Source organism: Micromonospora sp. NPDC047756 (assembly GCF_055587245.1).
The window spans coordinates 668,974-691,299 of sequence record NZ_JBVJGQ010000004.1; the positions used below are offsets into that span (position 1 = coordinate 668,974).

Annotated in this window: 18 protein-coding genes and 1 pseudogene; 8 read left to right on the top strand and 11 right to left on the bottom strand. The window is 71.2% G+C overall.

The window, feature by feature from the left end; translation table 11 throughout:
- Position 1: 1 nt before the first annotated feature.
- Positions 2-1,990 (top strand): acetyl/propionyl/methylcrotonyl-CoA carboxylase subunit alpha, encoded by a 1,989-nt coding sequence (locus tag ACZ6NZ_RS16295; RefSeq protein ID WP_465858804.1) that lies wholly within the window; start codon positions 2-4, stop codon positions 1,988-1,990.
- Positions 1,987-3,150, top strand: coding sequence for an acyl-CoA dehydrogenase family protein (locus ACZ6NZ_RS16300; RefSeq protein WP_465858805.1), 1,164 nt, complete (start codon positions 1,987-1,989; stop codon positions 3,148-3,150). Before ACZ6NZ_RS16295 ends, ACZ6NZ_RS16300 begins: the two co-directional genes overlap by 4 nt.
- Before the next feature lie 139 nt (positions 3,151-3,289).
- Here ACZ6NZ_RS16300 and ACZ6NZ_RS16305 read toward each other — a convergent pair whose 3' ends face one another.
- Both ACZ6NZ_RS16305 and ACZ6NZ_RS16310 read right to left on the bottom strand, forming a co-directional pair.
- A complete protein-coding gene (locus ACZ6NZ_RS16305; RefSeq protein ID WP_465858806.1) occupies positions 3,290-4,495 on the bottom strand; it encodes a hypothetical protein in 1,206 nt (401 codons plus the stop codon).
- Entirely contained in the window at positions 4,492-5,433 is a 942-nt protein-coding gene (locus tag ACZ6NZ_RS16310; RefSeq protein ID WP_366612277.1) for a transporter substrate-binding domain-containing protein, read from the bottom strand. The genes ACZ6NZ_RS16305 and ACZ6NZ_RS16310 overlap by 4 nt, the downstream gene beginning before the upstream one ends.
- A gap of 168 nt (positions 5,434-5,601) precedes the next feature.
- Between ACZ6NZ_RS16310 and ACZ6NZ_RS16315 the strand changes: the two genes are divergently transcribed.
- Positions 5,602-5,943 (top strand): hypothetical protein, encoded by a 342-nt coding sequence (locus ACZ6NZ_RS16315; RefSeq protein ID WP_465858807.1) that lies wholly within the window; start codon positions 5,602-5,604, stop codon positions 5,941-5,943.
- On the opposite strand, the gene ACZ6NZ_RS16320 is transcribed toward ACZ6NZ_RS16315, so the two are convergent.
- The 7 genes from ACZ6NZ_RS16320 to ACZ6NZ_RS16350 all read right to left on the bottom strand — a co-directional run bounded on the left by ACZ6NZ_RS16320 (position 5,930) and on the right by ACZ6NZ_RS16350 (position 13,873).
- On the bottom strand, positions 5,930-7,426 hold the full coding sequence (locus ACZ6NZ_RS16320; protein ID WP_465858808.1) for a serine/threonine-protein kinase: 1,497 nt from the start codon (positions 7,424-7,426) through the stop codon (positions 5,930-5,932). The genes ACZ6NZ_RS16315 and ACZ6NZ_RS16320 overlap by 14 nt on opposite strands.
- 30 nt (positions 7,427-7,456) lie before the next feature.
- Entirely contained in the window at positions 7,457-7,960 is a 504-nt protein-coding gene (locus ACZ6NZ_RS16325; RefSeq protein ID WP_465858809.1) for a hypothetical protein, read from the bottom strand.
- Between the two features lie 199 nt (positions 7,961-8,159).
- The gene (locus tag ACZ6NZ_RS16330) at positions 8,160-11,786 is read right to left on the bottom strand and encodes an adenylate/guanylate cyclase domain-containing protein (protein WP_465858810.1); all 3,627 of its coding nucleotides are present in this window, start codon (positions 11,784-11,786) and stop codon (positions 8,160-8,162) included.
- Entirely contained in the window at positions 11,783-12,619 is an 837-nt protein-coding gene (locus tag ACZ6NZ_RS16335; protein WP_465858811.1) for an MBL fold metallo-hydrolase, read from the bottom strand. Before ACZ6NZ_RS16335 ends, ACZ6NZ_RS16330 begins: the two co-directional genes overlap by 4 nt.
- A gap of 113 nt (positions 12,620-12,732) precedes the next feature.
- Positions 12,733-13,194 carry a RidA family protein gene (locus ACZ6NZ_RS16340; protein ID WP_355006000.1) on the bottom strand — a complete coding sequence of 154 codons (462 nt, stop codon included), beginning with the start codon at positions 13,192-13,194 and terminating at the stop codon, positions 12,733-12,735.
- Positions 13,191-13,346 (bottom strand): DUF4177 domain-containing protein, encoded by a 156-nt coding sequence (locus ACZ6NZ_RS16345; RefSeq protein ID WP_007466198.1) that lies wholly within the window; start codon positions 13,344-13,346, stop codon positions 13,191-13,193. The genes ACZ6NZ_RS16340 and ACZ6NZ_RS16345 overlap by 4 nt, the downstream gene beginning before the upstream one ends.
- 44 nt (positions 13,347-13,390) lie before the next feature.
- On the bottom strand, positions 13,391-13,873 hold the full coding sequence (locus tag ACZ6NZ_RS16350; protein WP_465858812.1) for a hypothetical protein: 483 nt from the start codon (positions 13,871-13,873) through the stop codon (positions 13,391-13,393).
- A 702-nt stretch (positions 13,874-14,575) separates the two neighbouring features.
- On the opposite strand from ACZ6NZ_RS16350, the pseudogene ACZ6NZ_RS16355 reads away from it, so the two are divergent.
- The 3 genes and pseudogenes from ACZ6NZ_RS16355 to bagB all read left to right on the top strand — a co-directional run.
- A pseudogene (locus ACZ6NZ_RS16355) lies at positions 14,576-15,151 on the top strand (Rv0361 family membrane protein); the annotation flags it as partial.
- 26 nt (positions 15,152-15,177) lie between these two features.
- A complete protein-coding gene (gene bagA / locus ACZ6NZ_RS16360) occupies positions 15,178-16,155 on the top strand; it encodes an ATPase BagA (RefSeq protein WP_366612287.1) in 978 nt (325 codons plus the stop codon).
- Positions 16,156-16,208: 53 nt separating this feature from the next.
- Entirely contained in the window at positions 16,209-17,360 is a 1,152-nt protein-coding gene (gene bagB / locus ACZ6NZ_RS16365; protein ID WP_465858813.1) for an ATPase BagB, read from the top strand.
- A gap of 6 nt (positions 17,361-17,366) precedes the next feature.
- On the opposite strand, the gene ACZ6NZ_RS16370 is transcribed toward bagB, so the two are convergent.
- Positions 17,367-17,687 carry a WhiB family transcriptional regulator gene (locus ACZ6NZ_RS16370; protein WP_210780772.1) on the bottom strand — a complete coding sequence of 107 codons (321 nt, stop codon included), beginning with the start codon at positions 17,685-17,687 and terminating at the stop codon, positions 17,367-17,369.
- Between the two features lie 407 nt (positions 17,688-18,094).
- Between ACZ6NZ_RS16370 and ACZ6NZ_RS16375 the strand changes: the two genes are divergently transcribed.
- On the top strand, positions 18,095-20,524 hold the full coding sequence (locus ACZ6NZ_RS16375; RefSeq protein ID WP_465858814.1) for a penicillin-binding protein: 2,430 nt from the start codon (positions 18,095-18,097) through the stop codon (positions 20,522-20,524).
- 422 nt (positions 20,525-20,946) lie between these two features.
- The gene (locus ACZ6NZ_RS16380) at positions 20,947-21,303 is read left to right on the top strand and encodes a hypothetical protein (RefSeq protein ID WP_465858815.1); all 357 of its coding nucleotides are present in this window, start codon (positions 20,947-20,949) and stop codon (positions 21,301-21,303) included.
- Between the two features lie 561 nt (positions 21,304-21,864).
- Here the strand turns inward: ACZ6NZ_RS16380 and ACZ6NZ_RS16385 are convergent.
- Positions 21,865-22,326 (bottom strand): GatB/YqeY domain-containing protein, encoded by a 462-nt coding sequence (locus ACZ6NZ_RS16385; protein ID WP_465858816.1) that lies wholly within the window; start codon positions 22,324-22,326, stop codon positions 21,865-21,867.

Here is a 22,326-nt window from a genome sequence, read left to right on the forward strand (position 1 = left end):
TATGATCAACAGACTGCTCGTGGCCAACCGGGGCGAGATCGCCCGTCGGGTCTTCGCCACCTGCCGCGCGGTGGGCGTGCAGACCGTCGCCGTGCACTCGGACGCGGACGCCGACGCGCCGTTCGTGACCGAGGCCGACCAGGCCGTACGCCTGCCGGGGAGAACGCCAGTCGAGACGTACCTGCGGATCGACCTGATCCTGGAGGCGGCCCGGCGCAGCGGCGCGGACGCCGTCCACCCGGGCTACGGGTTCCTCGCCGAGAACGTCGAGTTCGCGGCGGCGGTGACCGACGCCGGTCTGACCTGGGTCGGCCCGCCGGCCAAGGTGATCGCCGCGATGGGCGACAAACTGGCGGCGAAGGCGCTGCTGGCCGAGGCGGGCGTCCCGATGCTGCCGAGCTGGACCGACACCGACGGGATCACCGACTTCCCGGTGCTGGTGAAGGCGTCCGCCGGCGGTGGTGGCCGGGGTATGCGGATCGTCCGGACCGCTGACGAACTGGCCGAGGCCGTGGCCTCCGCGCGCCGCGAGGCGGCTGCCGCGTTCGGCGACGGCACGGTCTTCATCGAGCGGTACGTCGAGCGCGGCCGGCACGTCGAGGTGCAGATCTTCGGTGACGCCCACGGTCGGGTGGTGGCCCTTGGCGACCGGGAGTGTTCGATCCAGCGGCGGCACCAGAAGATCGTCGAGGAGGCGCCGGCGGTTGTGCCGGAGCGGGTGCGGACGGCGTTGCACGAGGCGGCGGTGGCCGCCGGGCGCGCTGTCGACTACCTGGGCGCGGGCACTGTGGAGTTCCTGCTCGCCCCGGGCGGTGAGTTCTTCTTCCTGGAGATGAACACCCGCCTTCAGGTCGAGCACCCGGTCACCGAGTTGTGCACCGGGTTGGACCTGGTGGGTCTGCAACTGCTCGTCGCCGAGGGTGAGCCGCTGCCGGCGGCCCTGCCGGCGAGCACCGGGCACGCGATCGAGGTACGCCTCTGCGCGGAGGACGCGGCGGCGGGTTGGCGGCCGGCCACCGGGACCCTGCACCGGTTCAGCGTCGGAGATGTGGCGACCGAGTTCGGTGGGCTGGCCGGGCCGGGCCTGCGGCTCGACTCGGGTGTGCTGGCCGGCTCGGTGGTCGGGGTGCACTACGACTCGATGCTCGCGAAGCTGGTCGCCTGGGGTCGCACCCGCGCGGAGGCGACCCGGCTGCTGGCCAGCGCGTTGGCCCGGGCCGAGCTGCACGGGGTGAGCACCAACCGGGATCTGCTGGTCCGGGTGCTGCGCAGCCAAGCGTTCGCCGCCGTGGAGATCGACACGGGTTTCCTGGACCGGCACCCGGAGGTCTTCACCCCACTGCTCCCCGCCGACCAGCTGCCGATCGCCGCTCTCGCCGCGGCGCTGGCCGCGGCCGCCCAGCGCCGGGCGAGCGCACCGGTGCTCTCCGGGCTCCCCTCCGGCTGGCGCAACGTGCCCGCCGTCGCACAGACCACCCGCTTCGTCGGGCCGGACGGCGACGAGATCGAGATCCGCTACCGGCTGGACCGGGGCGGCCGGCTCGCCGACTGGTCCAGCACGTCGGCGGCCCACGAGCCGGCCGAGCGACCGACGGTGGCGCTGGTCGAGGCCACTGCGGACCGGGTGGTGCTCGACGTCGACGGGGTTCGCCGCGCGTACCGCGTACACCGGGTGGGGGAGGCTGTATTCGTGGACGGCCCGGACGGGGCGGCGAGCCTGGCCGAGTTGCCGCGTCTCCCGCTGCCCACCACGGCGGTGGCGGCCGGCTCACTGCTCGCGCCGCTGCCCGGCGTGGTGACCCGGGTGCACGTCGAGGTCGGCCAGCGGGTCGCGGCCGGCGATGCGCTGCTCACGCTGGAAGCGATGAAGCTGGAACATCCCGTGCTCGCCCCGATCGACGGCGTGGTCGCCGAGTTGCCGGTGCCAACCGGCGGTCAGGTGCAGACGGGCGCCGTGTTGGCCGTTGTCGACGAAAAGGACCCCCGATGACCTTCGACCTCACCCCCGAGCAGGACCAACTGCGCGACGCCGTGCGGGCGCTCGGCCGTCGGTACGGCCACTCCTACTTCGTCGAGAAGGCGAGGGCCGGAGAACACACCACCGAACTCTGGGCGGAGGCCGGGCGGCTCGGCTACCTGGGGGTCAACATCCCCACCGAGTACGGCGGCGGAGGCGGCGGCATCACCGAGCTGGCCATCGTCTGCGAGGAGTTGGCAGCGGCCGGTTGCCCTCTGCTGCTGCTGGTGGTCTCCCCCGCCATCGCGGCGACGGTGCTCAGTCGGCACGGCACCGAGGAGCAGCGCAAACGGCACCTGCCGGGCCTCGCCGACGGCTCCCAGAAGATCGTTTTCGCGATCACCGAGCCGGAGGCCGGTTCCAACTTCCACCGGCTCGGCACTGTGGCTCGCCGCGACGGCGACGGTTGGCTGCTCAACGGCCGCAAGTGCTACATCTCCGGGGTCGACGAGGCCGGTCACGTGCTGGTGGTGGCCCGTACCGAGGATTCGTCCACCGGCAAGTTGAAGCCGGCGCTGTTCCTGGTGCCGACCGACGCGGCCGGGCTGACCCGGTCCAAGCTGGACATGGAGATCGTGTCTCCGGAGAACCAGTTCCTGCTCTACCTGGACGACGTGCGGGTGCCCGCCGACGCGCTGCTCGGCGAGTCGTTGGACGCCGGGCTGCCGGCGCTCTTCGCCGGGCTCAACCCGGAGCGGATCACGGTGGCCGCGATGGGCGCCGGCACCGGTCGGTACGCGATCGAGCGGGCCAGCGAGTACACCGCCACCCGCAAGGTCTGGGGTGGTCGGAGCATCGGCTCGCACCAGGGGGTGTCGCATCCGCTGGCCCACGCGGCGGTGCAGGTGGAACTGGCCCGCCTCATGATCCAGAAGGCGGCCACCCTGTACGACGCCGGCCGCGACCTGGAGGCCGGGGTGTCCGGCAACATGGCCAAGTACGCGGCCGGGGAGGCTGCCGCGCTCGCCGTGGACACCGCCGTACAGGTGCTCGGCGGTGCCGGCATGACCACCGAGTACGGGGTGGCGACCCTGCTCGGCGCGGTCCGGGCCGGCCGGATCGCCCCGGTCAGCCGCGAGATGATCCTCAACTTCGTGGCCCAACACGTCCTCGGCCAGGAAAAGTCCTACTGACCCCGCGCCCGCCGCGCCCCGCCCGCGCCCGCAGCCACGCCCCACCCGCGCCGATCTTGCAGTTTCGGTTGTCGATACGCGCGGAATGCCCGCTACGCCGGGACAGTAACTGCAAGATCGCCGCGCCGGGGAGGGGGGTTCAGGCTGGGGTACGGCAGGCGGCGTCGATACGGTGGACCGGGCGGACCCGACGACCCATGCCCTCCAACAGTGAATCCTCGACGTGGAAGTCGTGAATGCGCAGTTGGTGGCGGGGCAACTCCTCCTCGCTCGGGCACAGCACCTGGGCGCGGACCAGACCGACCGGGACGTAGCGGACTCCGCCCCGTTCCTGGAGGATCACCATGTTGACGTCGTCGGTGGTGACCACGTGCCCGCGCACGTCCTCGGTGGGCCCACTCTCCGCGCCCACCGTGGTGACGGTCAGCGGCAACACCGGCGTGGTGATCACCGGCACCGCGGCCCAGACCAGGGTGGCGAGCACCGCCACCTCGGTCACCGACGACAGCGGCCGGATCACCAGACCCGGCAGCGGCCCCGCGACGAAGAGCGCCAGCAGCGGGGGCACCACGATGAGCGCCAGCACCAGCCACTCGTCGCCCTGCCGCATCGCGTCGCGCATCGTGGGCAGCATCAGCCAGCCGTACCCGGCGAGCAGCGCGCCGATCAGCAGCCACCGGGGCGCGACCCGCTCGTGCAGCCGCGCCGGGCTCAGTTGGAACGCGGCCACGAACGCCGGCAGCAGCAACGGCAGATAGAGCAACGGCCAGGTGATCAGGGCGAGCAGGAAGCTGGCCAGCACCACCCAGGCCGGGGTGATGTCGGCCCAGCGGGCGAAGAGCGGGCGGCGACGGGTGCCAGGCGGAAGCCGGTCCGCGCTGACGGCCAGCACCGCGCCGAGCGCGAAGACGGCGACCAGCCCGGTGGAGAGCAGCCGCGCCGCCGTGGTCAGGAAACCGGCCAGCAGGTTCACCGGCCCGACGTTGGCCACCAGCAGCAGCGTGGTCTGGAGCTCCCCGCCGGCCTCGACGCCGAGGCGGAGCACCGAGAAGATCGCCGGCACGCCCACCACCGCCGTCCAGAACGACTGGCTGGCGCGGGCCCGCCGCTCCGCCGGATCCCAGCGGACCCGCCCCGGCTCGACTGCGGCGACGACCGGCTCGGCCGGTTCGGCGACCGGCACTGCGGCCGGCCAGGCAACGCCACCTTCCGCGCCGAGCGGACGATCGACGGCCGGCGGCGCTGCGGCGGTACCGTCGATCGCCGACGCGTCGCCGCCGGGCGCTGACGTGCGGGGCGGCGGGACCGGCCCGTCGCCGCCGGTGGCGGTCGACGCCGCGCTCACTTCGCGGGCGCCTTGTCGTCGAAGTCGACCAGCTTCGGCACCTCCAGCGGCTGCGGCTGGCGCTTCTCGGCCTTCAGCCAGGGGCCCAGGGTCCGGTTGTACGCGGTCTGCCAGGGGCTGGCATCTCCGTCGCGGCCCTCCACGTAGCTCTTCTGCAGGAAGAACGCGACCAGGTCGCGCAGCGCGGGATCACCGATCGGCACGCCGATGCCCAGCAACTCGCTGGTGCCGAACGGCATGTCCACGATCTCGAACTCCTTCGGGAAGCTGGCCAGGAAGCCGGCGAGGATCGACTCGTCGGAGCTGACCGCGTCGTACCGCCCCTTCCGGATGCCGTCGACGCAGTCGCCGACGTCCTTGACCACGAACGTCTTGACCTGGTGCTTCTCCAACTCGGCCTCGGTCGTGGAGCCGCCGCTGGTGCAGACCTTGTACGCCGGATCGCGCAGATCCTCGATGGTGCGGATCCGGTCCTTGAGTCGGGTCGGCACCATCACCTCCTGCGTGGTGACGAAGTACGGCCCGGCGAAGCTGACCAGCTGCTTGCGGTCCTCCGTCATCGAGAAGCTGGACACGACCAGGTCGACGGTGCCACCTTGCAGCGCCGGGATGCGGTCCTCGGTGGCGACCGACACGAACTCCAGCCGCTGGTCCCCCTCGTAGCCGAGGGACGACGCGACGTACCGGGCGATCTCGACGTCGAACCCGACGTGCTGGCCGTTTCGCAGCTCGCCCATCAGCGGTTCGTTGGTGGCGACGCCGATCCGCAGCTTCGACTGACCGTAGATGTGCGTTTCGCGAATTTTTTCCTGCACGGAGGGCAGGTCCGGCTCCTCCCGGCTGTCGCAACCGGCCGCGGCGGCGAGCACGAGAGTGAGAGCGACCGCCAGCGTCGACGCGACCGAGCGGAGCCGGGACTGCGAACTGCCTGAGTTCATGGGCGACCTCGCTACCGAAAGGGCCTGCGGAACACCGAGAGTAGCGGTCTTTGTCCAATCCGTGTGCGCGCGGTGAACCCTGTCGAGTGGACGGCTCGGATCGACGTCGATCGGCGCGGCGGTCGGCTCTGCGGTTGACAGCCGGCCAGGTCTCGACATGCTGGACACGTGAGCCGATTGTCCAGACCCGATGCGCGCACGGTGGCGGTGCTCGCGGCGCTGGGAGCCCTCGCGCCGCTGGTCATGCTGGTCGTGTGGCGCCGACAGGACCTCCTCGGCGTGGTTCTCGCGCTGCTCTGCGTGCTAATGACCATGGTCGCCGGGGTCGCGGTCTCGGCCGCCCGTCAGGTCGACGATCCGGAGCCGACGGACCGGTCGGCAGCCATCGGGCCACCCGAGCTGATGCCGTACGGGATCGACGCGGACACCCTCGACGCCCTCGACCCCAGGGACGCGTTGCGTGCGGTGCGTGACCGCCGACGCGGGTCGGACGGACTCAGCGGCCGGTGAGCGTGGGTGCGGTGAGCGCGTCCACGCCCCGCCCCGCGAGACACCGGTAGGTCCGGTCAATGCTGCCGTCGATCGGCGGTAGCACCTCCAGGCGCCAGCCGGTCGCCTCGCCGATCCCAGTGGTCAACCGGAACGTCGCCACGCTGCACACCTGCCGCACCGGCTCAGCGGCGGTCACCTCTTCGTAGTCGGCGCCGACCAGCGACACCGGCAGGATGCCCTCGGCGTACGTCTCCCAGGTGTGTCGGCCGGCGCAGGACAGCCGAGCCGCCTCGGCGCGGCTGCCGCGGATCCGCATCGGGCCGAAGCACTCCAGCTCGGGCAGGCACCGGGCACCCTCGGGCAGGGCGGTGGGCGCACCGGTGCCGGTGGAGCAGCCGGGCAGCGGCCCGGTGGCCGGTGCGGCGATCTGGGTGGCCGACGGGTACGGGGTGGGTGGTGGTGCCCGGTCGGCGACCCATGCGCCGGCGGTCGCGGAGGCGGCGAGCGCGAGCACCCCGGCGCCACCGAAGAGCCAGCGCCGCCAACGCCGACCGGTGGGGCCCGCTCGCTGAGTGTCCTCGATGGGCGATCGGGGCCCCGGCTGGCTGGCGGCGTACGGGCCGGAGAGCGTCGCGGCACCGCTGACCGGAGCGCCGCTGACGGGTGCCGCCGGCGACCCGAGTGGCAGGTTGCTGAGCAGGTCGTGCAGTTCCAGGGCGGACGGACGCTCGCCCGGATCGTTGGCCATGCCGACACGCAGCACGTCGATCAGCTCGTCCGGCACCCCGGGCAGCGCGGGAAGCGGCTGGTTGAACATCTCCAGCACGGTGACCAGGCTCGGGTTGCGCTCGGACTGCCAGCGCGGCGGCCGCCCGTGCATCACCGCGTAGAGGGTGGCGCAGAGCGCGTACACGTCGACGGCCGGCGACGGCGGGCTGTGGCTGAACATCTCCGGCGGCGCGTACGCCGGGGTGAGCACCTCCAGGGTGACCGAGGCGTCCCGGTGCTCGGCGAGGACGGCGAGCCCGAAGTCGGCGAGCACCGCCGAGTTGAAGTGCGAGTGGAGGATGTTCGCCGGTTTGACGTCCCGGTGCAGCACCCCGGCGGCGTGCGAGTGGGCCAGCGCGTCCGCGATCTTGATGCCGAGGTCGCGGGCCTCCACCGGGCCGAGCGGTGAGGTGCGCATCCGTTCGGCGTACGAGCCGTCGCACAGCTCCATGATCAGGTAGGGGTGCTGATCGACTGTGACCCCGACGTCGAAGAGGTCCACCACGTGCGGGTGGGACGACATCCGCCCGGCGGCGCGCGCCTCGCGCAGGAAGCGGGCCTGATCGCGCTCGCTGTCCAGCGTCCGATTCTCCACTTTGACGGCGACCTCGCGACCCACGGAGATCTGGGTGGCCTGGTAGACGGTCGCGTACCCGCCCCGGGCAAAGACCCGCAAATCAGTCAGGCCGGGCACGATCGGCACTGGCATACCGCCGGTCGGGGTGTCGGTCACCGCTCGAAAATACCCAACCCGACCGATGGCTCAGCGCACCGCGTCCGCCGGAGCCGCACCGGCGGGACCGGTACCCTCCCCGGCGACCACGGTCGTCCCGACACCCTCGGACGATCCGACCCCGCCGGCCGGGAGGCCCCGCCGCGCGTCCAGACGCAGACCGACGGCGGTGGCCACCGCGCCCAGCCCTTCCCACGCCGCCACCCCGAAGAACCGGTCGGGAGCTATGTCGGCCAGCACCGCGATGGTGAACACGGTGAACGTGACCAGCCGGAAGACCACCGTGAACCGGTAGAACGCCCGCCACTCGGTCACCGTGGCCAGCAGGTAGTAGACGCCCATGTTGAAGGCCGCCATCGAGGACGCCAGCAGGAACGTCCCGGTGTGATCACCGACGGCCCGCGTCGCCGGCACCTCGAACCCGAGCATGCGCAGCTGCGCCTCCGGCCAGAGCAGCCCGACCGCGCCCATCACCAGCGCCAACACGCCGAAGACCGCGATGGTCCAGCCCGCGATGGATCGCGGCAGCTTCATGAAGGGCCTCCCCAGGCACGGCGACGGTCACCACTGTGGACCCGTACGCGGTGGTGACACGCTAGCCGCTCCCCCCGACCACCACATCCCCGGAACCGGCAGAACCCGGCAGCCCTCGGGGTCGCGTTGATCAAGAGCTTTGAGTCACCGGCAGCCCGGAAGCTGACCGAAACCTCTTGATCAACAGCAGTGGGCGGGGTCAGACCAGGGCGGACAGGCGGGTTTGCAGGGCGTCGGCGGCGGCTCGTTCGCTGCGCTGCTCGGTGGCGTACGCCAGGCGGACCGCCTCCTGCGCGCAGGACAGCGCCTCCGCCGGACGACCGCAGGCAGCCAACGCCTCGGCCAGCACACTCGCCGCGATCACCTGGCTACGCACGTCCTCGGCCGGCGCGGTGACCGCCCGACGAGCCCAGTCCAACGCCTGCTCCCGCTGGCCGTGAGCGAGCAGCGCCGCAGCGTACTGGGCCATCGTCTGACGGCGGGAGAAGAGCAGCGAGGGTGCGTTCGCGGCGGCCGTGGCCACCGGGGCGAGCAGCCCGACCGCGGTCGCCGAGTCGCCAGCGGCGAGACGGGCCGTCGCCAGCAACACCCGGGGCGCCACCTGCGCCGGGGCCTGCGGGTTGTGCGGCTCCACGGCGGTCAGCACCGCGCGGGCCACCCGCTCGGCCGTCTCGCAGTCCCCCATGTCCAACGCGACGAAGCCGCGCAGCGTGCCGGCCATGCCGGTGAGCAGCGGGTGCGAGGTGCGCTCCGCGTACGCCAGGGCGTCGGTGAGCAGGTCCGCCGCGTGCTCCGGCTCGCCCAGGCCGCGCGCCACCACCGCCCGCACCACCAGGGCGAAACCGCGCCCCCAGTCGTCGGACGCGGCGGCGAACTCCCGGTACGCCCGCCGGGCCTCCCGGTCCGCCTCGGCCAGGTCCCCCAGCTCGGCGGTGGCGAACGCCGCCACCGCCCGCAACGTGCCCACCGCCCACGCCTCGCCGACCCGCTCGCCGAACGGCAGGAACACCTGCGCCATCCGGCACGCCTCGCGCAGTCGGCCAGCCAGCAGCCGGGCGAACGCCGTGGTGCCGCGCAGCCAGGCACGCCCGTACGGGTCCTTCAGCTCGGCGAAGAGTCGGGCCGCCCGGCCGAGCACCGCGTCGGTCCCGGCGAAGTCACCCCGGGTGGTGGTCACCCAGGCCAGGTTCTGCAGGGACCACGCCTGCCCGCGTCGGTCCTGGGCACCGAGGCTGACCTGGTACGCGGCCGCCAACCGGCTACTCGCCTGACTCAGCCGCCCGGCCACGAAGTCGGCCATGCCGAGGCGGCGCATCGCCGTGGCACGCTGCGCGGGAAGCCGCCCCTCGGTGGCCACCTGCAACGCCTCCTGCCAGGCGGTCACCGCCCGGCCCTGATCGCCGAGGGTCTCCTGGGCCTGCCCCGCCAGCAGGAGAGCACCGACCCGGGTGACCTCGTCCCCCGCGTTCGCGGCGATCTTCTCGGCGTACGCCAACGCGTCGGAGACCCGGCCGACCTGGAGCAACGCCCGCGCGTGCACCACCCGGTCGGCTGCCGGAACCCCGTCGCGGGCCAGTTCGGTGGCGCGCTCGGCGTACTCGACGGCCATGGCCGGCTCACCGGCGGAGAGCGACCGGCGGGCGGCCCGCCCGAGCGCGGCCACGCCGAGCGGGACCACCGCACGGGCCGGCGCGTCCGGGCGCAGCTTGACCGCGTCGGCGAGCGTGGCGGCCCGCTCGACGTGCATCGCCACGAAGTCGTCCCGGGCCTCGTCGGTGAACCCGCCCACGGTGCTGGCCGTGGCCTCGTCCGGCGGCGCAGCCCAGCGGGCCAGCGCGGCGTGCCGCTCGGCCAACTCGGCCTTGCTCACCCCGGCGTACGCGGCCTCCCGCATGAGCGGCGTCGCGAACGAGTAGCCGGTACGCGAACGGTGCAGCATGCGGCGTTGCAGCAACTCCTCGACCGCCCGGTCGAGTTCGACGGCGACCACGGCCGACGGCCTGCCGTCACGGCCACCGCGCTGCTCCCGCATCGCCTCCAGCGCGCCGGTCGGCACCGTGTCACCGGTGACCGCCGCGTCGCGCAGCACCGACCGGGCGTCCGGCGGCAACGCGTCGATCCGGGCCGCGAGCACGGCGGCGAGGTCCCGGGAGAGCAGCCGGCTGCCCAGCGACCCCGGCACCAGCCGCCAGCCGTTCGCCCCACTCTGGTCCCGCTCGCCGGAGCCGGGCCGATCAGCGGCGGCACGAACCGATTCCGTGGTCAGCGCGCCCCGTTCGATGAGCAGGGTGACCAGCTCAGCCAGGTAGAACGGATTGCCCTGCGCGGTGGCGAGCAACCGATCGGTGTCGGCCTGCGGCAGCTTGCCGCCGCTGAGGTAACTCGTGAGCAGCCGGGCCGCGTCGGCACCGCGCAGCGGCGGCAGCGAGTGCACCTCGGCGTCCGCGACCCGGGTCAGCGCCCCAGCGGTACGCACCAGCTCGGGGCGGCCGAGCAGCAGCACCAGCACCGGGCCGGTGAGCTTGGACAGGGTCAACCCGAGGACACTGATCGTCTCGGCGGTGGCATCGTGCAGATCGTCCACCACGATCACCAGCGGGGCCTCGGAGGCGAGCCCACTGAGCAGGTCGGCGACCGCGTTCGGCACCACCTCGGCGTCCGCGGCCGGAGTGCCCGAGCCGCCCCATTCGCCGCTGTCGCCGCCGGTGTGCGCCGGGAGTTCGGCGTAGCCGAGCAGGGCCAGCAGTTGCTCCGTGGCGATCGGCGGTGTCTCCGCGCCGGAGCGGGCGAGTCGCTGCCCGAGCCGGCGCAGCCGCTCCTCGACCGCCGGGCGGGTCAACGCGGTGGACGCGTCGCTGGGCAGACCGACGGCGGCCCGCACCAGATCGGCCAGGGGCGCGAGCCGTCGCCGTTCCCCGAACGCGGCACAACGCACCGAGAGCACCCGGGCCCCGGTGTGCGCCGCGTACCGGCCGGCACCGACGTCGTAACCGGCGGCGAGGCGTTCCACCTCGGCGGCGAACCGGGACTTGCCGATGCCCGCCTCGGCGGTCATCAGCAGCACCCGCGGGTCGCCCTGGTCGATCACCTCGGCGAGCCGGCCGGCGACCCGGCCGATCTCCGTCTCCCGGCCGACGTACGGCGCCTCGTCGCCCAGCCCCGAGCGGGTGCCCGGCGCGTCCAGCAGACCCAGCAGCTCGTACGCCTCGACCGGCTCACGCTTGCCCTTGAGCCGCAGTGGGCGCAGCGCCCGCCAGGAGGAGACGTGCCGCGTGGCCGCAGCGGTGCGTCCACCGGCGTAGACGGCTCCGACGGCGGCGGCGTCGGCGAGCCGGGCCGCGGTGTTCACGGTGTCGCCGATGACCGTGTACTCGATCGCGGCCTGGATGCCCGCGATGACGTCGCCGGTGTTCAACCCGACCCGCAGCCCGAGCGGCGCGCCGCCGCCCCGCTCGTCGTCGAGCACCCGGCGGACGGCCCGTTGCATGGACAGGGCGGCCCGGACGGCACGTTCGGCGTCGTCCTCGTGCGCCACCGGGGCACCGAAGACCGCCATGATGCCGTCACCGGTCAGCTTGTCGACGTGCCCGCCGAAGGTTTTCACGGCACCGGCGAGGGCGGCCAGAACCCGGTCGGTGACGGCACCGACGCGTTCCGGGTCGAGATCCTCCGACCAGGAGGTGAACTCGGAGAGGTCACCGAAGAGCACCGTCACCACCCGGCGCTCGGCCGCCGGCAACGTGGCGGCGGCCGGCAGCGCGGCGCCACAGTTGTGGCAGAACCGCGCGCCGGGAACGGCAACGGTTCCACACACGGGGCAGGTCACATGTGCTCCAACCCACTGACCCCGGGCGCGGATTCCCCGGTGTCGACGCCCAGATACTCCAACTGGGCCCGGACCGACCAAACGGCTGCCCACCAGAGCGAGCGGTCCACGTCCGCGTAGACCGTCGCCACCACGTCGGCGGGGGTGTGGGCGCCGGCGGCGACCGCCGCCCGGACCTGGTCGAGCCGGGCCCGGCGGTGGGCGAGGTAGAAGTCGGCGGCGGCGGCGCAGTCGGCCAGCGCCGGGCCGTGTCCGGGCAGCGCCGCAATCCCCCGGTACGCGGACAGCAGCTCCAGGCTGCTCAGATAGTCCCCGAGGTGACCGTCGGGATGGGCGACCACGGTGGTGCCCCGACCGAGGATGGTGTCACCGGTGAGCACCACCCGCTCGTCGCCGTGCTCGACCAGGAAGCAGACCGAGTCGGCGGTGTGCCCCGGCGTGTGCAGTGGGCGGATCTCCAGGCCGAAGCCGCCGAGTTGCTCGCCCGGCTCGGTCAGCGGCTCACCGCCGATGGTGTGCGCCGGGTCGACGGCAAGCACGTGCACGCCGCCGAGCAGCTCACTCAGCCGGGCCGCGCCCTCGGTGTGGTCGGGGTGGCCGTGGGTGATCAGGATCAGCCCGACCGGGCCGTGCTCGGCGATCCGGGTCAGGTGCCCCTCGTCCGCCGGCCCCGGGTCGACCACGATGCCGGAATCGGCCGCCGGGGCGCGCAGCACCCAGGTGTTGGTGCCGTCGAGGGTCATCGGCCCCGGGTTCGGCGCACGCAGCAGTGAAACCCAGCGGGGCAACTCGTCGGCAAGCGCCGCCACCGCCCCCGTCACGTGCCCGCTCATGGCTGCGATCGTACGACCCCGCCCACCACACCCCGCGATCTTGCACTTGCTGCTGCTGATTCATGCCTTTTCACGGCTTTCGTCGCGACAGCAAGTGCAAGATCGCGGTTGGGTCAGGCGACCTCGACGATCAGCTCGATCTCCACCGGGGCGTCCAGGGGCAGTTCGGCCACGCCCACGGCGCTGCGTGCGTGCCGGCCGGCCTCCCCGAAGACGGTGCCGAAGAGGTCCGACGCACCGTTGATCACAGCGGGCTGACCGGTGAAGCCGGGCGCGGAGGCCACGAAACCGGTCACCTTGACCACCTTGACCACGTTTTCCAGGCCGACCAGCGAGTCGACAGCGGCCAGCGCGTTCAGCCCGCACCGCTGGGCCAGATCCTTCGCCTGCTCGGCGGAGATCCCGGCGCCGACCTTGCCGGTCGCCAGCAACTTGCCCTCGGCCATCGGCAACTGGCCGGAAACGTACACGTGCTGCCCGGACTGCACGGCCGGGACGTAACTGGCTACCGGCGGCACGACCTCGGGCAGTTCGAGGCCCAGCTCGGCGAGCTTCGCGTGCGGACCGTTGCTCACGCCTTGGGCCGCTTCAGGTAGGCGACCAGCTGGTCCGGGTTCGGGCCGGGGACCACGGCGACGAGCTCCCACCCGTCCTCGCCCCAGTTGTCGAGGATCTGCTTGGTCGCGTGGACCAGCAGCGGGACCGTGGAATATTCCCACTTCTGCATCGCTGAAGGGCTCCCTCTCGGTGCGGAATTGTTCGAGGGACAGCCTACGGTCCGCTGGCCGGACGAGGTACGGGACGCTGCTCCGGCGCGGCCGGCAGCTCCCCGCAGCACCCTTCGTGCTCGTACCCCTGGGGGCAGCGGGACCGGTCGGGCAGCAGCAGGTCACAGAAGACCCGGTGCCGGTTGTTCTGATCATCGGCGTTGGAGACGGTTGTCTCGCCGGCGTCCAACTCGGGCAGGAAGCCCAGGGACACCGCGACCCGGCCGGCCAGCACTGTCGCCGCCGCCAGATTCGGCACCCGGATCGGCAGGTGGATGACGAAGCCCGACTCGTCGTCCTCGCGGGTCCGCTCGGCGGGCTGGCTCGGCACCCGGGCCGTCTCCGCCTGCTCCGGCATCCGGCGGTACGACCGTTCGTTGATCGGCTGGCTGGAGACCTGCCCGCCGGCCTCGACCACGGACCCGGGCCGGCGGGGCCGGTCGTTCGTCGGGAACTGGGTGCGAGGGATGTTGTCCGCGTCGCGCATGCACTGCCTCCGGTCGTACCTCTCGGACCATGCTTCCGGCCCGGACCCATTCGTCCGTTCCGGCCCCCCGCACGGGGACGAAGGTAGGTCTGTGGCTGCGGTCCCGCCAGCAGGACGCGCACAAGAGGTCATCAACAGTCACATATGCGACACACCGCAGGTCGGAGGCCCGACACCGAAACCGGCGCGGGTACCGCTCACCGGATCACCGGCCCGCTCGACAGGCAGGGGCGACACCGATCCGGTCATCGACCGCTACCCTTCCGGTCGGACGGTCGCGCAGCGCCCGGCCGCCCGCTCGATCACGCTCGGCGCCAGGGGTGGCGGCGGGCGCCGTACCCCTGGGGGAACGACATGACCCACCCGCCCAGCGGCGACCAGGCCGGCACACCCGCTCACCCGCCGGCCCACCCGGATCCCGCCGGTCAGCCCGGCGCGCCGACCATCCCCAGCCAGCCGACCCCCGCTCCGCCCCCCGGGCAACTCGCCCTCCCCGCCTCCCCCGCCCAACCGGCACTCCCCGCCGCCCCCACCTCACCGGCCTTCCCCGGACAGCCCAGCGGCCAACCGACCTTCCCTGGGCAGCCCAGCGGCCAGCCGACCCTCCCCGGGCAGCTCGGCGGCCCGAGCCAGCCGGCCTTCCCCGGGCAGCCCGGTGGCCCGAGCCAGCCGGCCTTCCCCGGGCAACCGGGTGGCGGCGGGCAGCCGGGTGGCGGCGGGCAGCCGGGTGGCCCCTCCTCGGCGGCCGCGCCGACGCAGCCGGGTGCCCCGAACTCCTCGTCGATCCCCCCGGCCCCGCCGGCCTATCCGCCCTACCAGGGCACGGCCGCGCCGAAGAAGAAGCGCGGTCTACTGATCGCGGCGATCGCCCTGGCCGTGATCATGGTGCTCTGCGTGGGGGGTGGCGTGGTGGCCTTCCTGACCCTGCGCGATGCCGAGACCGGCGAGGGCGCCAAGGAGCCGGCGGTCGCCGTCGACGAATTCCTCACCGCGGTCTACAAGGATCGCGACGCGACGAAGGCGGCCGGGCGCGTCTGCGCCGCTGCCCGCGACGACGACAAGATCGCCGCGAAGGTGGCCGAGGTGGAGAAGTACGCCTCCACGTACCAGAACCCGCGCTTCCGGTGGACCACCCCGAAGGTGGACAACCAGACCGGGGAACGGGCCACCGTCTCCACCCGGCTCACCATGACCACCGCCGACGAGAAGGTGGCCGACCAGGAGTTGCGCTTCACCGTGGTGCAGAAGACGGGTTGGTGGGTCTGCGAGGTCGCCTGACCGCCCAGCCTGGATAGGCTCGACGGGTGTGTGCAGCTGAGCGTCCGATCGACCCGGCCGGTACCGGGTGGCCCGCCCGTCTCCACGTGGTGACCGGCAAGGGCGGCACCGGCAAGACCAGCGTGGCGGCGGCGCTGGCCATGGCGCTCGCCGCCGGCGGCCGGCGCACCCTGCTGGTCGAGGTCGAGGGGCGGCAGGGCATCGCCCAACTGTTCGGCATCGAGCCGCTGCCCTACGAGGAACGCCACCTCGCCGACGCGCCGGACGGCGGTGAGGTGCGCGCGCTCGCCGTCGACGCCGAGGAGGCGTTGCTCGAGTACCTGGACATGTTCTACAAGCTGGGCGCGGCGGGCCGGGCACTGCGCAAGCTCGGCGCCATCGACTTCGCCACCACCATCGCGCCCGGCCTGCGTGACGTCCTCCTCACCGGCAAGGTGAAGGAGGCCACCACCCGCACGACCGGGCAGCGACGCGCGTACGACGCGGTGGTGCTGGACGCGCCGCCGACCGGGCGGATCGGCCGGTTCCTCAACGTGACGGCGGAGACGGCCCGGCTGGCCAAGGTGGGCCCGATCAAGACCCAGAGCGAGGGAGTCGCCGCGTTGCTGCGGTCCCCGATGACAGCGGTGCACGTGGTCACGCTGCTGGAGGAGATGCCGATCCAGGAGACGGTCGACGCGATCGCCGACCTGACCGCCCTCGGCTTCGGCGTCGGGAACGTGCTCGTCAACGGAGTCCGACCGCCGCTGCCCACCGGAGCGGCGGTCACCGCCGCCGAGTTGAAGCGCGGGCTGGTCGCCGCCGGGCTGCCGGCCGATCGGGACATCGTGGCCGGGTTGCACGATGAGGCGCGCGACCAGCTCATCCGGCGCGAACTGGAAGATTCGCTCCGCGCCGACCTGGTGGAGCTGGGGCTGCCGATGATCGAGCTGCCGTTGCTGCCCGACGGGGTGGATCGGGCGGGGCTCGCCACGCTGGCCCGGGCTCTCGTCCGCGCCGAATGACTCACACCTGAGCGCAGCACGGGCGCGCGGACCCGCCGGCCCGATACGCTCGATTGGTGCCTTCCGAAGACGCGGCGCCGCAGCTGGACGTCGACCAGATCCTCGCCGACCCAGGCGTGCGGATCGTCGTGTGCTGCGGTGCGGGCGGAGTGGGAAAGACGACCACGGCCGCGGCGCTGGCGCTGCGGGCCGCCGAGCACCACGGCCGGCGCACTGTGGTGCTCACCATCGACCCGGCCCGCCGGCTGGCCCAGTCGCTGGGCCTGACCGAGCTGGACAACACCCCTCGCCAGGTCAAGGGCATCGACGTCGAGAGCAGCGGCGGCGAGTTGCACGCCATGATGCTGGACATGAAGCGCACCTTCGACGACGTGGTGTTGCAGCACACCGACCCGACGAAGGCCGCGGAAATCTTCGCGAACCCGTTCTACCAGGCGATGAGTTCGACCTTCGCCGGCACGCAGGAATACATGGCGATGGAGAAGCTGGGTCAGTTGCACGCCCGGGGCGAGTGGGACCTGATCGTGGTGGACACCCCACCGTCCCGCTCGGCACTGGACTTCCTGGACGCGCCGGCTCGACTCTCCCGTTTCCTCGACGGCCGGATGCTGCGACTGCTGCTGGCTCCGGCGCGCAGTGGTGGACGGAGCATGTTCAGCCTGGTCACGGCTTCGTTCGGGATATTCTCGAAGGTCGTCCAGAAGGTGCTCGGCGCGCAGCTGCTCACCGACCTGTCCGGCTTCGTGGCGGCACTGGATTCGATGTTCGGCGGATTCCGGCAGCGCGCCGAGCAGACGTACCGCATCCTGCAGGCGCGGGAGACGGCCTTTCTGCTGGTCGCGACCCCGGAGCCGGACGCGGTCCGGGAGGCCGCCTACTTCGCGGGCCGGCTGCGCGACGAGCGAATGCCGCTGGCTGGTCTGGTGCTCAACCGGGTGCACAGCCCCGCGGTCCCGGAGCTGGACGCCGAGCAGAGCCAGGCCGCCGCCGAGCGGCTGACCCAGCTGGGTGGGCATGAGGCCACCGCCGACGTGTTGCGGGCGCACGCGGCGTTGGCTCGCCAGGCGGTACGCGAGCGGCAGGTCGCCGCGCGCTTCACGGAGGCCTTCCCGGCCGTGCCGGCGGTTTCGGTCACGGCGCAGCCCGCCGACGTGCACGACGTCGACGGGCTACGGACGATCGGCGCGGCGATCAGCCGGTCGTGACCGGCGTCAGTTGGCCGCGCTGACGAGAATCTTGTCCTTGCCGGTCTTGTCCTTGCTGTTCTTCTTCATCGCGGCCTCGAACATCTTGCGCCAGCTCGTCACCTGGGGGTGACGACGCAGCAGCGCCCGCCGTTCGCGTTCGGTCATGCCGCCCCACACACCGAACTCGATCCGGTTGTCCAGCGCGTCGGCCAGGCACTCGTACCGAACAGGGCAGCTCCGGCAGATCCGCTTCGCCACGTTCTGTTCGGCGCCCTGTACGAACAACGCGTCCGGGTCCCCGTTCTGACATGCCGCCAGTGACGGCCAGTCAGTGATCATGCCCATGTGTACACGTCCCCCCTTGCAGTACCTACCGACCTCGTCGATGCACGTCAGCCGGCAATTCCCCCCGATCGCCCGGCCTGCCTTCCCCAAGGCGGCGCGGACGACATCTGGCGCTGTCGCCGCCCCCATCATGCTCTGTAGTCGACTGATTACGCAACGTTGTCGGCGAAATCCATCATTTCGGACAGTCCCGGCTTCCCGGGCCTTCGACCGCCGGTTACCCCGCCGAGGTCAGCGATAACGCTGCGCCGCCTCACTGGATCGGAGGAGACTCACGCCAGGTCACACGCAACCAAGTAACGGGGGTCGTGCGTTTAGCACAACGAGGGCAGCGCGCGCAGGAAATGGGGAAAGAACGCCCCAGCGCCCCTCGTTCCCTACTCGCGTACCCTGTCGAGGTGACCTGGATGCGGAAACGTGACCACAATGTGCTGACCAACGCCGCATCGCTACTCGTGTGTGGCCTGCTGGCCGGCGTGGTGGTCGCTGCGGCGGCCTTCCCCGCGGTAGCGATGTCCGGCCTGGCCGCGAAGGCCGGAGCCGAGACGTTCGGTGCCCTGCCCACGGAGCTGACGGTGGCCCGCGCGCCACAGATCAGCTACCTGCTGGCATCGGACGGCAAGACACCGCTCGCGACGATGTACGACGAGAACCGGCGAGACGTCAAGCTCGCCGACATCTCGCCGTTCATGCAGAAGGCCATCATCGCGGCCGAGGACCATGACTTCTACAAGCACAACGGCGTCGACATCAACGGTGTCGCCCGTGCGTTCGTCAACAACCAGAGCGAAGGCTCCGGCCGGCAGGGCGCCTCGACGCTGACCATGCAGTACGTCCGGCTGGCCATCGCCTACTCGGCCACCCACCCGGCGGACGTCGTCGCGGCGACCGAGGACACCAGCGCCCGCAAGCTGCGCGAGATGCGGTTGGCCCTCCAGGTCGACAAGGAATTCTCCAAGGACGAGATCCTCACCCGCTATCTCAACCTCGCCTCGTTCGGCAACGGCGCGTACGGCATCTACGCCGCGAGCCAGGTCTACTTCGGTAAGCCGCCGAGCAAGCTGAAGATCGAGGAATCGGCGTTGCTGGCCGGCATGGTCAAGGCACCCACGACGAACGACCCGACCACCGAACTCGGCTTCCCGCTCGCGCTGGACCGTCGCAACTACGTCATCCAGAACATGGTCGACATCAAGGCCATCACCCAGCAGGAGGCGGACGCCGCCAAGGCGACCAAGCTGGTGGTGAAGGACAAGCGCACCCCCAACGGCTGCGTCGCCGCCAACGTCAACGAGTGGGGCTTCTTCTGCGACTACTTCTACCGCTGGTGGATGGATCAGGAGACGTTCGGCTCGACCAGGTACGACCGGGAGCGCCGGCTCAAGAGCGGTGGCTACACCGTCGTGACCTCGATCGACGTCAAGGCGCAGCGCGCCGCGGACAAGGCGGTCCGTAAGGCCAAGAGCATCAACAGCAAGGAAGCCGCGATGGTCGCGGTCGTCGAGCCGGGCACCGGCCGGGTACGGGCGCTCGCGGTCAACCGGCAGTTCAAGCTCGACGACCCGAAGAACCCGAAGAACAAGATCTCCAGCGATCCGGCGAAGAGCAAGAAGAAGATTCGGGGCAACTACCCGGCGACGGTCAACCCGCTGCTCACCGGTGGTGACGGCATCACCGGCTACCAGGCCGGGTCGACGTTCAAGATATTCACCATCGTCGCGGCCCTGGAGAAGGGCATCCCGCTCAGCTACTCGATCAACGCACCCAAGCAGTTCAAGTCGGAATACATCATCCGCCCCGGTCCGGCAGCCTGCCCGGGGACCAGTTTCTACTGCCCCACCAACTCGACCGAGAGCATGGCCGGCCCTAACAACATGTGGACCGCGTTCGGCCGGTCGGTGAACACCTACTTCGTGCCGCTGCAACAGCAGGTCGGTGCCGAGAACGTGGTCAAGGCCGCCAAGCGGTTGGGCATCAACTTCCGCTCCGAGGAAGATCTGACGCTGGAGAAGGGCGCGCACCAGTGGGGCGCGTTCACCCTGGGCGTCTCGCAGACCACCCCGCTGGACCTGGCCAACGCCTACGCCACCCTGGCCGCGGACGGCAAGTACTGCGAGCCGATCCCGGTGCAGGAGATCCGCGACCCGGAGGGCAACAAGCTGGACATCGCCAACCCGCGCTGCGAGAAGCGGTTCAGCACCGAGGTGGCCCGCGCCGCCGTGGACGCGGCCCGGTGCCCGGTCGGTGACAAGTCGTCGTCTTCCCGGTGCGCGGGGGCGACCGCCGGCAACGTGCGCGGCGACGTCGGTTACCCGGTGGCCGGCAAGTCCGGCACCACCGACTCCGAGAAGACCGCCGCGCTGGTCGCAATGACCAAGCAGTACTCCGTCGCCGGCATCATGGCCGACCCGGACTGGCCGCAGACCAACGTGAAGATGAAGCACAAGGAGCAGGACGGCATCAACCCGCCGGTCTGGGAGACGCTGCGGGACGCCATGAAGGGCAAGCCGAAGATCGACTTTGAGGCGCCGGGTCAGAAGATCTCCCTTGGTGACCAGCGCAGCATCCCCGACGTGAAGTGCGTCTCGGTGGACACCGCGAAGTCCCGGCTCAAGGGTGCCGGCTTCGAGCCGGTCGTCTCCAGCACGAAGGTGCCGTCCTCCTGCAAGGCGGGCGACGCGGCCGGCACCAGCCCGGACGGACGCACGATCAAGGGTGGCGTGGTCACCATCGAGGTCAGCAGCGGTGGCGGCACGCCGAGTAACACCGATGGCAATCCGGGCGGTCAGCCCGGTGGCCCGCCCGGGGGACGACCCGGTGGTCGCCCCGGCGGCTGAACCGACGGGTAGGACGAAACGGGCGGGCACCCTCCTCGGGTGCCCGCCCGTTTCGTCTGTCCGGACCAGCGGCGGCTGCGCCAGGTCGTGCCGCCACTCTGAACCTGACGGTCAGAGACCGCGCGGTCCAACACCTCGCCCTCGGTGCTCTCCTCCGCGGCCGGCTCGGCAACCTCACGCCATCCGCGCACTGATCGACAGCGCCTCCCACCTCGGCAAACTGCGCAACACCCTGGGCGATACCAGCCACGAGCACCTCCGTCGAGCACGGGAAGCCTTGATTTGCCAAGCGCAGCGGAATAACCGCATCGATCCCTGACGCTTCCCACCCTTGCCAACAGTTCAGCGTGGCCGATAAGGTCTAAGCAGTTAATCGATCGGCCAGACGGGGAGTCATGCGATTCAGGCGCATTATTGGCACGGTGACAGCAAGTGCGGCGGCTGCGATTTTTGTTACGACTGCGACCGGATCACCGGCCAGCGCTGCAACGGGCTATGGATGCGGCTATCCGCAGGTCTGCTTCTACAAGACCGAGGCCAAATGGAATGCAAGGACGTGGACGGCCGCATACAAGGACATTACTAGCGGTTACCAGACGTTGGGTTCCGGAGGACTTGGCGCTTTCGCTGTTTACAACTCTCGCAACGACGACGGCGCTCTCCTGAAATTCTCCAACGGCCTCACGGATTGCATCCGTCCGAACGATTATGCGGTCAGCATTCCCACCTGGGCCGGTCAAGTGACGAGCATCAGGATCATGGACAGTCCTGACTGTTGACGGGTGGCGAGACCAGGGCTGGCACACTGGCCTGCGAAGCTTGTGCCGGCCCTGGTCGACGCTGGGGGTCAACATCCCCTGCACACTATTGCCGGTCGAGAAGAAGGTAGCTGTCAACCAGATCGGCAACAGGCCGCAGCGTGACACGTGCATCATCTCCGCTTCAGGTGACGCTCCCCGCTGCGGAGACCCATCTTCTCCAACGCAAATCAGCCTTCAGTCCAGTGCCAACAGCAACGCATTTACAGCCCAGAAGCACGAAGAAGACCTTAGGCGTCAAGCTGCAACGGACACCATTTCCGCCCGGGGCGACTCGTGGCCTCCCGCTGTCGCAACGACGACAACTGCCACCTTCACTGAAGATCGTTCCCATAATTGTTGTGCCGTGGATGCGAGACGCAGATACCGACAGGGCGACTGCCCTTCTCGCAAGGAGCTAGCAATTACGGTAGCGGTAGTTGACCAGCAATTACTGCCGCCATGGGCGAAGGGGCCAGGGTTAACCCTGTCAGGCGGCGATCAGAGAGCAAGAATCGTTCCTCAGGCCGCGCCGATTGGCGACTATGCCCCGAGACCGAGCTGTCGGCGTACCTCGGCGGCCACCCGGCCACCCTCGGCCTGGCCGGCCACCGCGGCCTGGGCCGCCTTCATCGCCGGGCCCATCTGCGACTTGCCGGTGAAGCCGCCCGCGGCGAGCGCCCCCGACACCAGCTCGGTCAGCTCGGCGTCGGAGAGCTGCTTGGGCAGGTAGCGGTCCAACACCTCACCCTCGGCGCTCTCCTTCGCGGCCTGCTCGGCGCGCCCGGCGTCGGCGAAGGCGGTGGCCGCCTCCCGACGCTTCTTGGCTTCCTTGGTCAGCACCGCGAGCACCTCGTCATCGGTGAGCTCGCGCTTGGCCTTGCCGGCGACCTCGGCGGTGCCGACGGCGGCCAGGGCCATCCGCAGCGTGGAGGTGGTCAGCTCGTCGCGCGCCTTGAGCGCGGTACGCATGTCGGCAGTGAGGCGGTCCTTCAGCGTGCTCAT